14 protein-coding genes and 1 pseudogene are annotated in these 13,095 nt (G+C 73.3%); 12 read left to right on the plus strand and 3 right to left on the minus strand.

What is annotated here, in order from left to right; genetic code table 11:
• Window positions 1–68: 68 nt before the first annotated feature.
• The 8 genes from MA879_RS06365 (at window position 69) to MA879_RS06400 (ending at window position 6,668) form a co-directional block, all read left to right on the plus strand.
• Window positions 69–281 (plus strand): F0F1 ATP synthase subunit C, encoded by a 213-nt coding sequence (locus MA879_RS06365; protein ID WP_135028225.1) that lies wholly within the window; start codon window positions 69–71, stop codon window positions 279–281.
• Between the two features lie 85 nt (window positions 282–366).
• Window positions 367–921, plus strand: a complete 555-nt coding sequence (locus MA879_RS06370) for a F0F1 ATP synthase subunit B (protein WP_248124201.1) — start codon at window positions 367–369, stop codon at window positions 919–921.
• Window positions 918–1,733 (plus strand): F0F1 ATP synthase subunit delta, encoded by an 816-nt coding sequence (locus MA879_RS06375; protein ID WP_248124202.1) that lies wholly within the window; start codon window positions 918–920, stop codon window positions 1,731–1,733. Before MA879_RS06370 ends, MA879_RS06375 begins: the two co-directional genes overlap by 4 nt.
• Before the next feature lie 96 nt (window positions 1,734–1,829).
• The gene (gene atpA, locus MA879_RS06380) at window positions 1,830–3,464 is read left to right on the plus strand and encodes a F0F1 ATP synthase subunit alpha (protein WP_248124237.1); all 1,635 of its coding nucleotides are present in this window, start codon (window positions 1,830–1,832) and stop codon (window positions 3,462–3,464) included.
• An 83-nt stretch (window positions 3,465–3,547) separates the two neighbouring features.
• Window positions 3,548–4,441, plus strand: coding sequence for a F0F1 ATP synthase subunit gamma (locus tag MA879_RS06385; RefSeq protein WP_248124203.1), 894 nt, complete (start codon window positions 3,548–3,550; stop codon window positions 4,439–4,441).
• 50 nt (window positions 4,442–4,491) lie between these two features.
• On the plus strand, window positions 4,492–5,946 hold the full coding sequence (atpD, locus tag MA879_RS06390) for a F0F1 ATP synthase subunit beta (protein ID WP_248124204.1): 1,455 nt from the start codon (window positions 4,492–4,494) through the stop codon (window positions 5,944–5,946).
• Window positions 5,947–5,949: 3 nt separating this feature from the next.
• Window positions 5,950–6,222: a F0F1 ATP synthase subunit epsilon gene (locus MA879_RS06395; RefSeq protein ID WP_248124205.1), complete on the plus strand. Its 273-nt coding sequence runs from the start codon at window positions 5,950–5,952 to the stop codon at window positions 6,220–6,222.
• A gap of 23 nt (window positions 6,223–6,245) precedes the next feature.
• The gene (locus MA879_RS06400; RefSeq protein WP_248124206.1) at window positions 6,246–6,668 is read left to right on the plus strand and encodes a DUF2550 domain-containing protein; all 423 of its coding nucleotides are present in this window, start codon (window positions 6,246–6,248) and stop codon (window positions 6,666–6,668) included.
• Between the two features lie 20 nt (window positions 6,669–6,688).
• Here the strand turns inward: MA879_RS06400 and MA879_RS06405 are convergent, their stop codons facing one another.
• Window positions 6,689–7,930 (minus strand): N-acetylglucosamine-6-phosphate deacetylase, encoded by a 1,242-nt coding sequence (locus tag MA879_RS06405; RefSeq protein ID WP_248124207.1) that lies wholly within the window; start codon window positions 7,928–7,930, stop codon window positions 6,689–6,691.
• Entirely contained in the window at window positions 7,908–8,603 is a 696-nt protein-coding gene (gene nucS / locus MA879_RS06410) for an endonuclease NucS (protein WP_248124209.1), read from the minus strand. The genes MA879_RS06405 and nucS overlap by 23 nt, the downstream gene beginning before the upstream one ends.
• A 53-nt stretch (window positions 8,604–8,656) precedes the next feature.
• Here nucS and MA879_RS06415 point away from each other — a divergent pair, with 53 nt between their 5' ends.
• Window positions 8,657–9,016, plus strand: a complete 360-nt coding sequence (locus MA879_RS06415) for a hypothetical protein (protein WP_135028199.1) — start codon at window positions 8,657–8,659, stop codon at window positions 9,014–9,016.
• A gap of 10 nt (window positions 9,017–9,026) precedes the next feature.
• Here the strand turns inward: MA879_RS06415 and MA879_RS06420 are convergent, their stop codons facing one another.
• The gene (locus tag MA879_RS06420; protein ID WP_248124211.1) at window positions 9,027–10,382 is read right to left on the minus strand and encodes an AI-2E family transporter; all 1,356 of its coding nucleotides are present in this window, start codon (window positions 10,380–10,382) and stop codon (window positions 9,027–9,029) included.
• 148 nt (window positions 10,383–10,530) lie between these two features.
• Between MA879_RS06420 and MA879_RS06425 the strand changes: the two genes are divergently transcribed.
• The 3 genes and pseudogenes from MA879_RS06425 to MA879_RS06435 form a co-directional block, all read left to right on the plus strand.
• Window positions 10,531–11,511 carry a co-chaperone YbbN gene (locus MA879_RS06425; protein WP_248124212.1) on the plus strand — a complete coding sequence of 327 codons (981 nt, stop codon included), beginning with the start codon at window positions 10,531–10,533 and terminating at the stop codon, window positions 11,509–11,511.
• A 100-nt stretch (window positions 11,512–11,611) separates the two neighbouring features.
• Complete coding sequence (locus tag MA879_RS06430; protein ID WP_248124214.1) at window positions 11,612–12,382, plus strand: ABC transporter ATP-binding protein; 771 nt, start codon at window positions 11,612–11,614, stop codon at window positions 12,380–12,382.
• A pseudogene (locus MA879_RS06435) lies at window positions 12,373–13,095 on the plus strand (Tat (twin-arginine translocation) pathway signal sequence); the annotation flags it as partial. The gene MA879_RS06430 and the pseudogene MA879_RS06435, both read left to right, overlap by 10 nt.

Raw genomic sequence — 13,095 nt, forward strand, 5'->3', positions numbered from 1 at the left:
AGGAACCACTCCGGGAGGACCTCCTCCCCCAACCGGCCGGACCACCCGGCCCCGTGAAAGGAAGCACCATGGAAATCTCCGGCTCCCTCAACATGATCGGCTACGGCCTCGCCGCCATCGGCTCCGCGATCGGCGTGGGCCTCATCTTCGCCGCCTACATCAACGGCGTCGCCCGTCAGCCCGAGGCCCAGCGCATCCTGCAGCCGATCGCCCTCCTGGGCTTCGCGCTCGCCGAGGCCCTCGCCATCCTCGGCCTGGTCTTCGCCTTCGTCATCAACTGATCCTGTCCGTGCCAGGGCCGGCCGCCGTGTCCGCGGCGGCCCGGCCCACGCCTGACAGGACACCCGATCGAAGGATGGTTAGAAGATGATCAGCAACGGACTGATCCTCGCGGCGGCGGAGGGGGCCAACCCCCTGATCCCGAACCCGTGGGAGATCCTCGTCACCACGGTGGGCTTCGCCGTGCTGATGTTCATCGTCGTGAAGTTCATCGTCCCGGCCCTCGAGAAGTCCTACACGGACCGCGTCGAGGCGATCGAGGGCGGTCTCGCCAAGGCCGAGAAGGCCCAGGCCGAGGCGAACGCGATGATGGCGGACTACGAGAGCCAGCTGGCGGACGCCCGCCAGGAGGCCAACCGCATCCGCGAGGAGGCCCGCACCGAGGGCGCCCAGATCGTGGCCGAGGCGCGCGAGCGCGCCGCGTCCGAGTCGGCGCGCATCACGGAGCAGGCCCAGGCCCAGATCGCCGCGGACCGCGCCCAGGCCGCCGCGCAGCTCAAGGGCGAGGTCGGCACGCTGGCCACGACCCTGGCGAGCAGGATCGTGGGCGAGTCCCTCGAGGACGACGCCCGCTCCCAGCGCGTGGTGGACCGCTTCCTCGCTGACCTCGACCGGCACCAGAGCGCAGGTGTGTCCGAATGACCACCGGCGCTTCAAGGGACTCGCTGGCGGCCTCCCTGGAGGAGGTCGGAACGGTGCTGGACGAGGGCGGCGTCGCCCTGGCGCGCGAGCTGTTCGCGGCGCTGGACGTCGTGGACCAGCAGGGCGGGCTGCGGCGTGCCCTCACGGACCCCGCCTGGAGCACCGAGCGTCGTTCCGGCGTCGTGGACTCCCTGTTCGGCAGCCGCGTGGGCCCCGGTGCGCTGCGGGTCCTCAAGGACCTCGCCGGTCGGCGCTGGTCGACCGAGCGTGACTTCGGGGACGCCCTCGAGACGGCGGCCGCCCACGCGGCCGCCGGCGAGGCGGCCCGTGGCGGGCATGACGGCCTGGCCGCCCTCTCGGGGGAGCTCCTGGCCTTCAACCGCGTGGCGGAGGAGTCGCACGACGTGCAGCGCGCGCTGACCGATCAGCGCGCCCCCGCCTCCGCGCGGGCGCAGCTGGCCGCGCGCCTCCTGGGGCCGCAGGCCTCCGAGGCCGGCCGTCTGCTCGTCGAGCGCGCGGTGACCTCCCCGCGTGGCGTCAAGCCCGTCGCCGCGGTGCGTCAGCACGCGGACGTCGTGGCGGAGCGCCAGCGCCAGTGGATCGCCGAGGTGACGGTCGCCCGTCCGCTCGATGCCGGTCAGCAGGAGCGGCTCGCCGCGGGCCTGCGCCGGGCCTTCGGCCGGGACCTCGTGCTCGACGTGACCGTGGACCCCTCCGTGGTGGGGGGCATCCGCGTGCAGGTCGGGGACGACGTCGTCGACGGGTCCATGGCCAGCCGGCTCAACGACCTCCAGCGCCGCATGGCGGCCTGACCGGCGGTTGCCGGCCAGGGCGCCCACGGCCCATCCACGAACAACCGCATCATCGTCACGTCGATGATCACCAAGCACAGAGAGCAGGGACTGCAGATGGCCGAACTGACCATCAACGCCGACGATGTCCGCGATGCCTTGAACGACTTCGCGGCATCGTACGAACCGTCGGACACCGAGCGCACCGAGGTGGGCCGCGTCATCTCCGCGGCGGACGGCATCGCCCGGGTGGAGGGCCTCCCCTCCGTCATGGCGAACGAGCTGTTGCGCTTCGAGAACGGCATCCTCGGCCTGGCCCAGAACCTCGACGCCCGTGAGATCGGCGTCGTGGTGCTCGGCGAGTTCCAGGAGATCCGCGAGGGCATGGAGGTCCAGCGCACGGGGGAGATCCTCTCCGTGCCCGTGGGCGACGGCTTCCTGGGCCGCGTCGTGGACCCGCTGGGCCAGCCGCTGGACGACATGGGCCCGATCGAGGCCGAGGGCCGCCGCGCCCTCGAGCTGCAGGCGCCCACCGTGACCCAGCGCAAGTCGGTGCACGAGCCGCTGCAGACCGGCATCAAGGCGATCGACGCCATGATCCCGATCGGCCGCGGCCAGCGCCAGCTGATCATCGGTGACCGCCAGACCGGCAAGACGGCCATCGCCGTGGACACCATCCTCAACCAGAAGGCGAACTGGGAGTCGGGCGACGTGGACAAGCAGGTCCGCTGCGTCTACGTGGCCGTGGGCCAGAAGGCCTCCACGATCGCCGGCGTCCGCGCGACCCTCGAGGAGCACGGCGCCCTGGAGTACACCACGATCGTGGCCTCCCCGGCCTCCGACCCGGCCGGCTTCAAGTACCTCGCCCCCTACGCCGGCTCGGCCATCGGCCAGCACTGGATGTACGGCGGCAAGCACGTCCTGATCATCTTCGACGACCTGTCGAAGCAGGCCGAGGCCTACCGCGCCGTGTCCCTGCTGCTGCGCCGTCCCCCGGGACGCGAGGCCTACCCGGGCGACGTCTTCTACCTCCACTCCCGGCTCCTCGAGCGCTGCGCCAAGCTCTCGGACGAGATGGGCGCGGGCTCGATGACCGGCCTGCCGCTGATCGAGACCAAGGCGAACGACGTGTCGGCCTACATCCCGACCAACGTCATCTCCATCACCGACGGCCAGATCTTCCTGCAGTCGGACCTGTTCAACGCCAACCAGCGTCCGGCCGTGGACGTGGGCATCTCGGTGTCCCGCGTCGGCGGCGCCGCGCAGGTCAAGGCGATGAAGAAGGTGTCCGGCACCCTGAAGCTGGACCTGGCGCAGTACCGCGATCAGCAGGCGTTCTCCATGTTCGCCTCGGACCTGGACCCGGCCACGCGCCGCCAGCTCGCCCGCGGTGAGCGCCTGATGGAGCTGCTCAAGCAGCCGCAGTACTCGCCGTACCCGGTCGAGGAGCAGGTCGTGTCCATCTGGGCCGGCTCCAAGGGCCACCTGGACGAGGTGCCGGTGGAGGACGTGCTGCGCTTCGAGCGCGAGTTCATCGACCACCTGCGCCGCAAGGACGTCGCCCTCGCGGCGATCGGCTCGACCGGCAAGCTCGAGGACGACACGGTCGCCGCGCTGGAGCGCGAGATCGAGGAGTTCAAGAAGGGCTTCCAGGGCAGCGGCCACGACGGCGTCGCCCCCGGCCACGAGGAGCACCGCGCGATCGGTCAGGACCAGGTCGCGCAGGAGCAGATCACCAAGCAGAAGCGCTGACCGACGGTCGGTGAGGGAGCGGTCCGGCGTCGGACCCCACGGGGACGACGCCGGGCCGCCCTCCCGCCAGGGAAAGGACCACCATGGGAGCCCAGATCCGGGTCTACCGCCAGAAGATCGCCTCGACGACGTCGATGCGCAAGATCTTCAAGGCGATGGAGCTGATCGCCACGTCCCGCATCACGAAGGCACGCGAGCGGGTCAACCAGTCGCTGCCCTACGCGAACGCGATCACGCGGGCCGTCAGCGCCGTCTCCAGCCAGCACGACATCGAGCACGTGCTGACCACCGAGCCGGTGAACCCCACGCGGGCCGCCGTGCTCATCATGTCCTCCGACCGCGGCCTGGCCGGCGCGTACTCCGCCAACGTCCTGCGCAAGGCCGAGCAGCTGCTCATCGCCCTCGCCGAGGAGGGCAAGGACGTGGACGTCTACGTGCTGGGCCGCAAGGCCCAGACGTACTTCGACTTCCGCGGCCGCGAGTACGCCGACCTCTGGACGGGGCAGACGGACGCCCCGACGGCCGAGCGCGCCGAGGAGATCGGCCGCACCCTCGTGGACGCCTTCCTCACGGACACCGCGGCGGGCGGCGTGGACGAGATCCACGTCGTCTTCACCGAGTTTGAGTCGCTCGTGAAGCAGACCCCGCGCGTCATCCGGCTCCTGCCGCTCGAGGTCGTGGAGGAGGCCCCGGCGACCGCCGAGGACGTCCTCCCGCTCTACGAGTTCGAGCCGGACGCGGAGGAGGTCCTCGACGCGCTGCTGCCGAAGTACATCGAGTCGCGCATCTTCAACGCCATGCTCCAGTCGGCCGCCTCCGAGCTGGCCAACCGTCAGCGGGCCATGAAGTCGGCCGGTGACAACGCCACGAGCCTCATCAAGGAGTACACGCTCCTGATGAACAACGCCCGTCAGGCGGAGATCACCCAGGAGCTCACCGAGCTCATCGCGGGCGCGGACGCGCTCAACAACTCCTGAGCCCTTCGACTCATCCGACCCGCCATCCACACACGATAGAAGTGAGAGAGATGACTGCCACCTTCACCGACCAGGGCGCGGCACCGACCGCCGGCGCCACCGGGCGCGTCGCCCGCGTCATCGGCCCCGTGATCGACGCCGAGTTCCCGGCGAACGCCATGCCGGAGGTCTACAACGCGCTGACCACGCAGGTCACGCTCGCCGGCCAGACCCGGACCATCACCTTCGAGGTCGCCCAGCACCTCGGCGACAACATGGTGCGCGCCATCTCGCTGCAGTCGACCGACGGCCTCGTCCGCGGCGCCGACGTGCAGGACACCGGCGCCCCGATCTCCGTGCCCGTGGGCGATGTGGTCAAGGGCCACATCTTCAACGTGCTCGGCGAGAGCCTGGACATGCCGATCTCCGAGCTGGGCGTCGAGGAGCGCTGGCCGATCCACCGGCCCGCGCCGAACTTCGCCTCCCTCGAGGGCTCCACGGAGATGCTCGAGACCGGCATCAAGGTCATCGACCTGCTGACCCCGTACATCAAGGGCGGCAAGATCGGCCTGTTCGGCGGCGCCGGCGTGGGCAAGACCGTGCTCATCCAGGAGATGATCACCCGCGTCGCCCGCAACTTCGGCGGCACCTCCGTGTTCGCCGGCGTGGGCGAACGCACCCGTGAGGGCAACGACCTCTGGGTCGAGATGGACGAGGCGGACGTCCTCAAGGACACCGCCCTCGTGTTCGGCCAGATGGACGAGCCGCCGGGAACGCGTCTGCGCGTGGCCCTGTCCGCGCTGACCATGGCGGAGTACTTCCGCGATGTGCAGAACCAGGACGTGCTGCTGTTCATCGACAACATCTTCCGGTTCTCCCAGGCCGGCTCCGAGGTCTCGACCCTGCTGGGCCGCATGCCCTCCGCCGTGGGCTACCAGCCGAACCTGGCGGACGAGATGGGTGTGCTCCAGGAGCGCATCACCTCGACCCGCGGCCACTCCATCACCTCGATGCAGGCCGTCTACGTCCCCGCGGACGACTACACGGACCCGGCCCCGGCCAATGTGTTCGCCCACCTGGACGCCACGACCAACCTGACCCGTGACCTCGCGTCCCGCGGTCTGTACCCGGCCGTGGATCCGCTGGCGTCGACCTCGCGCATCCTCGACCCGCAGTACGTGGGCCAGGACCACTACGACACCGCCATCCGCGTGAAGCAGATCCTCCAGAAGAACAAGGAGCTGCAGGACATCATCGCGATCCTCGGCGTGGACGAGCTCTCGGAGGAGGACAAGATCACCGTGGGCCGCGCCCGCAAGATCGAGCAGTTCCTCTCGCAGAACACCTACACCGCCAAGCAGTTCACCGGCGTCGAGGGCTCCACCGTGCCGGTCAAGGACACCGTCGAGGGCTTCAAGGCCATCGCCGACGGCGACCTGGACCACGTCGCCGAGCAGGCCTTCTACAACGTGGGCGGCCTGGACGATGTCGAGCGCGAGTGGGCCAAGATCCAGGCCGAGGGCTGATCCATGGCTGAGCTCGCAGTGGAGATCGTCTCCGAGGAGAAGGCCATCTGGTCCGGGTCGGCGTCCGCCATCTCGGCGCGCACGATCAACGGCGAGATCGGCATCCTTCCCGGCCACACCCCGATGCTCGCCGTGCTCGGCGACGGCGAGGTCGTCGTCCGGACCACCGACGGCGGGACCGTCACCGCGCAGGCCCAGGGAGGCTTCCTCTCCGTGGACCACGACCGCGTGGTGATCGCGGCCAGCGCCGCCCAGCTGGACGGCGCCGCGGCCTGACGCGGCGGACCGACGGTTCGATCATGGAGGGTCCGGTGCTGCTCCTCGTGGCGGCACCAGCAGTGCTCGCACTGCTGGTGCTCGCCGCGTGGTTGCGGCACCGGACCCTCGTGGCGTCTCCGGGGGCGTTCGACGGCGTCCTCGTGGGCGATGACGGCCGGCCTCGCCGGGTGGTGGGTCGCTATGGGGAGGATCGTCTGTCCCTCGCGTCGCGGTGGCTCCCCGAGCGGACGTGCTGGTCGGCGCGTCGCTGGGACCTCGAGATCAGCCGGGCGCCGGCGGGGACCGCCGGTCGCTCCCGGCTGGAGATCGGCGCCACCGGTGGCGTCGGCGCCGCGGTGACTGTCGAGGTGGACGACGCCGTCGCCGGCGCGCTCCGTGCGTGGTCCGAGTCCGGTCCCTCCCAGGCCGGGCACTCCTGGTGGCATCCGCCGGGCCGCGCCTGAGGGCCGAGCCCGGCCAGGGGTCATCCGGTTCGCCGGGCCCCCTCCGGAACGGTGAGAACGCGCACCCGCCCCTCGGCGGACCACACCAGCACGTCGTCCTCCGGGACGGCGTGCTTCTCCGTCTCCAGGGAGGACCGTGGCACGTGCACCGCGGCACGCAGCACCGCGTCGGGCGGCAGCCCGGCGGCCAGCAGCCGCCCCACGGCCTCCGGCAGGCCGACCGCACCGCCGGCCAGGGCGGGGGAGCCGCCGGTGTCGAGCCGGGGCGCGTCAGCCGCGGAGCGCACGCGCACGGCGCCCAGGCGGTGCCGTGTGCCGGGCGGGGCGCCGGTGGCGGCCACGGCGTCGGAGACCAGCATGACCCGGGGGGCCAGCCCGGGGTCCGCGAGCAGCCCGGCCAGCACCTCGTCGGCCACGTGCACGCCGTCGGCGATCAGCTCCACGCGCGCCCGGCCCTGACGGGCGGCGGCCAGGAGCGCGGGGAGGGGCCCCGGGTCGCGGTGGTGGAAGGGGCGCATGGCGTTGAACAGGTGCGTCACCACGGGGGTGGGGGCGCTCGCGCTCCGGGCGGCCTCGACGGCGTCGAGCGCGGCGCCCACGGCCGCTCCGCCCGTATCGGTGTGCCCCAGGCACACCACTGTGCCGGCGCGGGCGAGGTCCGCCGCGAGCTCCACGGCCCCGGGCAGTTCGGGGGCCAGGGTGAGGGTGCGGATCAGCCCGGCCGGGGCGGCATCGATCACGGCCCGGATCCGGCGACCAGCCGCGGAGGCCGGTGGGCACAGCACCTCCGGGGCGTGGGCGCCCGCGCGGGCGGGGGAGAGGTACGGCCCCTCGAGGTGCACTCCGGCCAGCAGCCCCCGCTGCCAGGGTGCACGCAGTCGATCGAGGGCCTCGGCCAGCGCGCCCGGGCCCAGGGCCGGCAGGGAGGCCAGCGTCAGGCCCACGCCGGCGGCCCGCTGGGACCGCAGCCATCGGGCCACCGCGTCCGGGGTGGAGGTGGCGGCGTCCACGCCCATGCCGCCGTGGACGTGATGGTCCATCAGAGTCGCGCTCAGCCGCAGAGCGGGCACGGGGCGGGCACGGCCCACCAGCGCGCGAGGTGCCCGGTCCGCGGGACCGGACCAGACGAGGACGTCGCCGGCCCCGTCCTCCGTCCACACCGCCGTCCACGGGACGGGGTCCGCCCCGGGGTCCGGGCCCACGAGGGGAGCCGTGGCCGCGGCCAGCTCGACGGGCGGCTCAGAACAGGCGGGACTCGGCATCGTCCACGCCGCGCATCGCGTCGTAGTCCAGGGTGACGCAGCGGATGCCGCGGTCCTCGGCGAGGGTGCGGGCCTGCGGCTTGATCTGTTGGGCCGCGAACACGCCGGTGACCGGCGCCAGCAGTGGATCGCGGTTCATGAGTTCGAGGTACCGGGTGAGCTGCTCGACGCCGTCGATGTCCCCGCGGCGCTTGAGCTCCACCGCCACCGTGTGTCCGCCCGGGCCCTTGGCGAGGATGTCGACCGGGCCGATCGCCGTCATGTACTCGCGTCGCACGAGGGTGTGCCCCTCGCCGAGCAGGCCGATCTGCTCGGCGAGGAGGCGCTGCAGGTCCGCCTCGACGCCGTCCTTCACGAGCCCGGGGTCCACGCCGAGCTCGTGGCTGGTGTCCGAGAGGACCTCCTCGAGGAGCACGGTGAGCCGGTCGTCCGACTTCTTCGCCTGCACCCGCCACACCTGGGTGACGCCCTGCGCGGCCTGCTCCTCGGAGGGCTCCTCCACGTGCAGCGTGGCTGGCGGGGACATCCAGTTCAGGGGCTTGTAGGAGCCGCCGTCGGAGTGCACCAGGACGGAGCCGTCCGCCTTGACCATGAGCAGGCGCATGGCGGTGGGCAGGTGGGCGTTGAGGCGGCCCTCGTAGGTGACGGAGCAGCGGGCGATGACGAGACGCACCGCCCCAGTCTAGGGGCGGGGCGCAGCGCGGCCCGTGTGCCAGCATGGGTGGCATGCCCCGGTCGAACCGCCCCCGCCGCCCCTCGGCCCCGCGCCGCGGGGGGCGCGCGGACGGCGGCACGCCGCGCCGGTCCCGCCTCGGTCCCGGCCGCGCCGACCCGCTCGAGCAGGCCCTGGGCTGGGACAGCGGGTACTCGCACCAGACGGGCGGCGACGGCGGCTGGCACGTCCGTGACATCCCCGCCTGGCGAGCCGTGAAGGACTACACGTGCCCGGGCTGCGGACGGACCATCCGCCAGGGCCAGGCGCACCTGGTGGCGTGGCGCTCCGACTGGATCATGGGCGACGAGGACGCCGGGGCGGACCGTCGGCACTGGCATCCGGTGTGCTGGCGCACCCGCGCCTCCCGCTGAGGGGCCGGGGTCAGCGCTCGTCCTGGCGCGGGATGAAGACCTCGCGGACCAGGAGCAGGATCGCCGCCGCCGTCGGGATGCCCATGATGGCGCCCAGGGGGCCGAGCAGCGCGCCGCCGGCGATCACGGCGATCACGGCCACCGATGCGGGCACCGCCACGGCGCGGGCCATGACACGGGGGGAGACGACGTACGCCTCGACCTGCAGGTAGAGGAAGTAGATCGCGGCGAACAGGGCCGCGGTCTGCCACGACTCCAGCAGGCTCATCAGGGTCAGCAGTGTGCCGCCGATGACCGCGCCGACGAGCGGGATGAAGGCGAGGATCGCGGCGGCGAACGCCAGGAGCACTGCGAACGGCGTGCCGGCGATCGACATCGCCAGGAAGGCGACCGTGCCGTTGAGCACCGCCACCACCGTCTGTCCCATCACGTAATAGCCCACGGACGAGCTGATCTCCTCGCCGAGCACCTCGACCCGCCCGCGCTTCGAGCGCGGCGCCATGCGGTACACCCAGGACTTCACGTGCGGCAGGGAGGCGAGGAAGTACAGGGAGAGCACGACGACGATCAGCACCGAGAACGCACCGTTCAGCAACGTCTGGCCGAGCGCGACCAGGTCGCCGAACAGGGCGGCGCCGTCCGAGGTGATCCCCTCGACCTGCTGGTTCACGGCGTCCCGGATCTGGAACTGGCGGTCGAGCTGCTGGAACCACGGGGTCCCCATGACGTCCGCGACCGTCGCGGGCAGGCCGGTCACGAGCTGGGTCGACTGCTCCACGACCGTCGGCACGAGCAGGGCCACGATCGCGCCGGCCACGGCCGCCAGGCCCAGCGCCGCGGCGAGGACCCCCGCCCATCGGGGCGCGCCCCAGCGCTCGATGCGCCGCACCACCGGGTCGAGGCCGAGGGCGATGAACAGGGCGGCGGCGATCCACACGAGCAGCTGGCCGTTGGTCTGCAGCACCCACACCACGCTCAGCGCGAGCATCACCCCGGTGGCCAGCAGGAACCCCGTCGCCACGGGGGCGCGGACGGTCACGACGGGGGTGTCCTCGGCCGGCGGTGGGGCCGTGGGGTCGTCCGCGGGCTCGGCGGGCAGCCATGTGGTGTCGCGACGACGTGCGAGCCCGCCCCAGCGCAGCCGTCGCCCCAGGCGCGCCGACAGGCCCGTCGGGCGGGTGCCCGGGCGGGACGGGGCCGGGCCGTCCATCGACACCGGGGCCGGCGGGACCTGCGTGGTCGCCGGGTCCGGGGCCGCGGGCTCCGGGCGGGGGGCCGCCGTCGACCCGGGGGCGCGGGCGACGGTGTCCTCGGACGGCGCGGCGGAGCGCGAAGCGGAGCTGGTGGGGCGCTGACCTGGCTGCACGGCGCCAGACTACGCGAGGGGCCCGCGCACGCCGCGGGTGACCGGCGGCGCGGGGGACTACCGTGGTGACCCGGGACCGGGCCCGCATGCAGGCGCCTCGCCCGCCCGGGGCCCGAGACATCGCCTCCCGAGAGACAAGGAGCTCCTCGTGACCACTCAGCCCCCTTCGGCCCCCTCGCTGCGCGGCGCGGTGGACCTGTCCGCCCTGCGCACGCCGCAGCCCGCCGCCGACCCCGCCGTGTCCGCGGGCGCTCCGGCGTCGAACGCTCCGGGGGCCCCGCACGGCGCCGAGGGCGGCTCGTGGGTGATCCTCGACGCCGACCCGTCGCTCCTGCAGCAGCTCGTGCAGCTCTCGGCGCAGGTGCCGGTGCTGTTCCACCTGCACGTGCCCGGGGACGAGGTCTCCGAGGCCCTGTCCACGCAGTTCGCGGACGCCGTCGACGGGGCGGCCGGCGCCCTCGTGCTGGCCCGGTTCGACGTCCGGGCTGATCCGAGCGTGCTCCAGACCTTCGGCCTCGGGGCCGGGCCGGCGGTGCTGGCCGTCGTCGCCGGCCAGCCGGTGCCGCTCGTGAACCAGGCCGTGCCCGAGGAGACGCTGCGCCGGCTCGTGGGGGAGATCCTCGAGGTGGCGCGGCAGAGCGGGGTGGCGGGCCGGGTGCCCGCGATCGCCCCCGCCCGTGCCGCCGACGACGACGCCGCTCCCGCGGCCCCCGCCGTGCCGGCCCGGCACCGGCCCGCGCACGAGGCGCTGGCGGCCGGCGACCTGCCCGGGGCGGTGGCGGCGTGGCAGGCTGCCCTGGACGAGAGCCCCGCGGACGACGTCGCCCGGCAGGGGCTGGCGGCGGCCCAGCTGATGCTGCGGACCCAGGACGCCGACGCCGCCGCGGTGCGCACCGCAGCGGCCGAGGCCCCGGACGACGTCGCCGCCCAGACCGCCGTGGCGGACCTGGACGTGCTCGGCGGCCATGTGGAGGACGCCTTCACCCGCCTGGTGCGGTTCGTGGCGGCGCACCCGGGCGAGGACCGGGACGCCGCGCGGGCCCACCTGGTGGAGCTCTACACCGTGGTGGGCGGGGACGACCCGCGCGTGCAGGCCTCCCGCCGGAAGCTCGCCGCCGCTCTGTTCTGAGCAGGCGCGGTCCGGGTCGCCCGCGGTGGGGACGGCCTGCCGTGGATCTCCCCCGTACGGGGGAGGCCCCCGGCACAGCGGACTGGGTACCGTGTTGTGCATGCGTGCACAGGACTCCCCGGACCCGGACCTCGCCCTCGTCACCCGGGGGCTCGCCAAGCGCTACGGAGAGCGGGTGGCCCTCGCGGGGCTCGACCTCGAGGTCCCCGCAGGCTCGTTCTACGGCGTGGTGGGCCCCAACGGCGCCGGCAAGACCACGGCCCTGTCCATGGCCACCGGCATGCTCCGGCCCGACGCCGGGCGTGTATGGCTGCACGGCGTGGACGTGTGGGCGGACCCGCTCGCGGCGAAGTCCCGCGTGGGCGTCCTCGCAGACGGCGTGCGCACCTTCGACCGGCTCACCGGCGCCCAGCTGATCACCTACGCGGGCCTCCTGCACGGGCTCGACCGGGCCGTGGTGGACGAGCGCACCGCGGACCTGCTGCGGGTCATGGACCTCGAGGACGCCGGGCGGAAGCTGGTGGTCGACTACTCGGCCGGCATGACCAAGAAGGTCACCCTGGCCGCCGCTCTGGTGCACGCTCCGGACGTCCTGGTCCTGGACGAGCCGTTCGAGGCCGTGGACCCCGTCTCCGCCGCCAACATCCGCGACATCCTGCACGACTACGTGGGCCGCGGCGGCACCGTGATCGTCTCGAGTCACGTGATGGACCTGGTGCAGCGCATGTGCTCCCACGTCGCCGTGATCTCCGACGGCGTCCTGCGCGCGGCCGGCACCCTCGAAGAGGTCCGCGCCGGCCGCGACCTCGAGGAGCGCTTCGTCGACCTCGTCGGCGGCCGCCACACCGGGGAGGGGTTGGCGTGGCTCTGACCCTGACCCGCCTGCGCTGGGCGCTCACCGTCAACGGGTGGCGGAAGTCCACGCTGACCCTCGTGTTCTCCGTGATCGGCGCCCTCTACTTCACCGCCCTGTCGGCCTTCGTCGTCGTCGGCCTGGTCATGGGCATGCCCGAGCTGGACACCGCCACGCGGGGGATCGTCACGGTGCTGGTCGGCTCCGCCGTCGTGCTCCTGTGGACGGTGCTGCCGCCCCTGGTCACCGGCGTGGACGCCACCCTGGATCCTGCCAGCTTCGTGCTCTTCCCCGTCCCCGCGCGCACGCTGGTGGCGGGTCTGCTCGCCTCCACGTTCACGACGCCGGTCGGCGCCCTGACGCTGCTCGTGCTGCTGGGCACGGCGGCCTCCTGGTGGGACACCCCCGCCGCGCTCGCCGCCGGGGCCGTGGGGGCGGTGCTCTCCGCGGTGACGGCGGTGGCGCTCGGCTACGGCGTCACGGGGCTGCTGACCTCGTTCACGGGTCGGCGCCGGGTGCGCGAGGCGCTGTCCCTCGTGGTGCTCGTGCCCCTCATGCTCGGCGGCGTGGCACTCCTGCGGGTGATGGAGTCGGTCGAGGACCTGCTGTGGCTCGGCCCGCTCCTGGCGCGTGCCGCCGCGTGGAGCCCGTTCGGCGCCGGCCTGGCCGCCGGGGCGGCCGCGGCCGAGGGCGCGTGGGGCGCCGTCGCCCTGCGCCTCGCGGTGGCCGCG

The organism is Micrococcus lacusdianchii (assembly GCF_023155805.1).
Lineage (GTDB): Bacteria > Actinomycetota > Actinomycetes > Actinomycetales > Micrococcaceae > Micrococcus > Micrococcus lacusdianchii.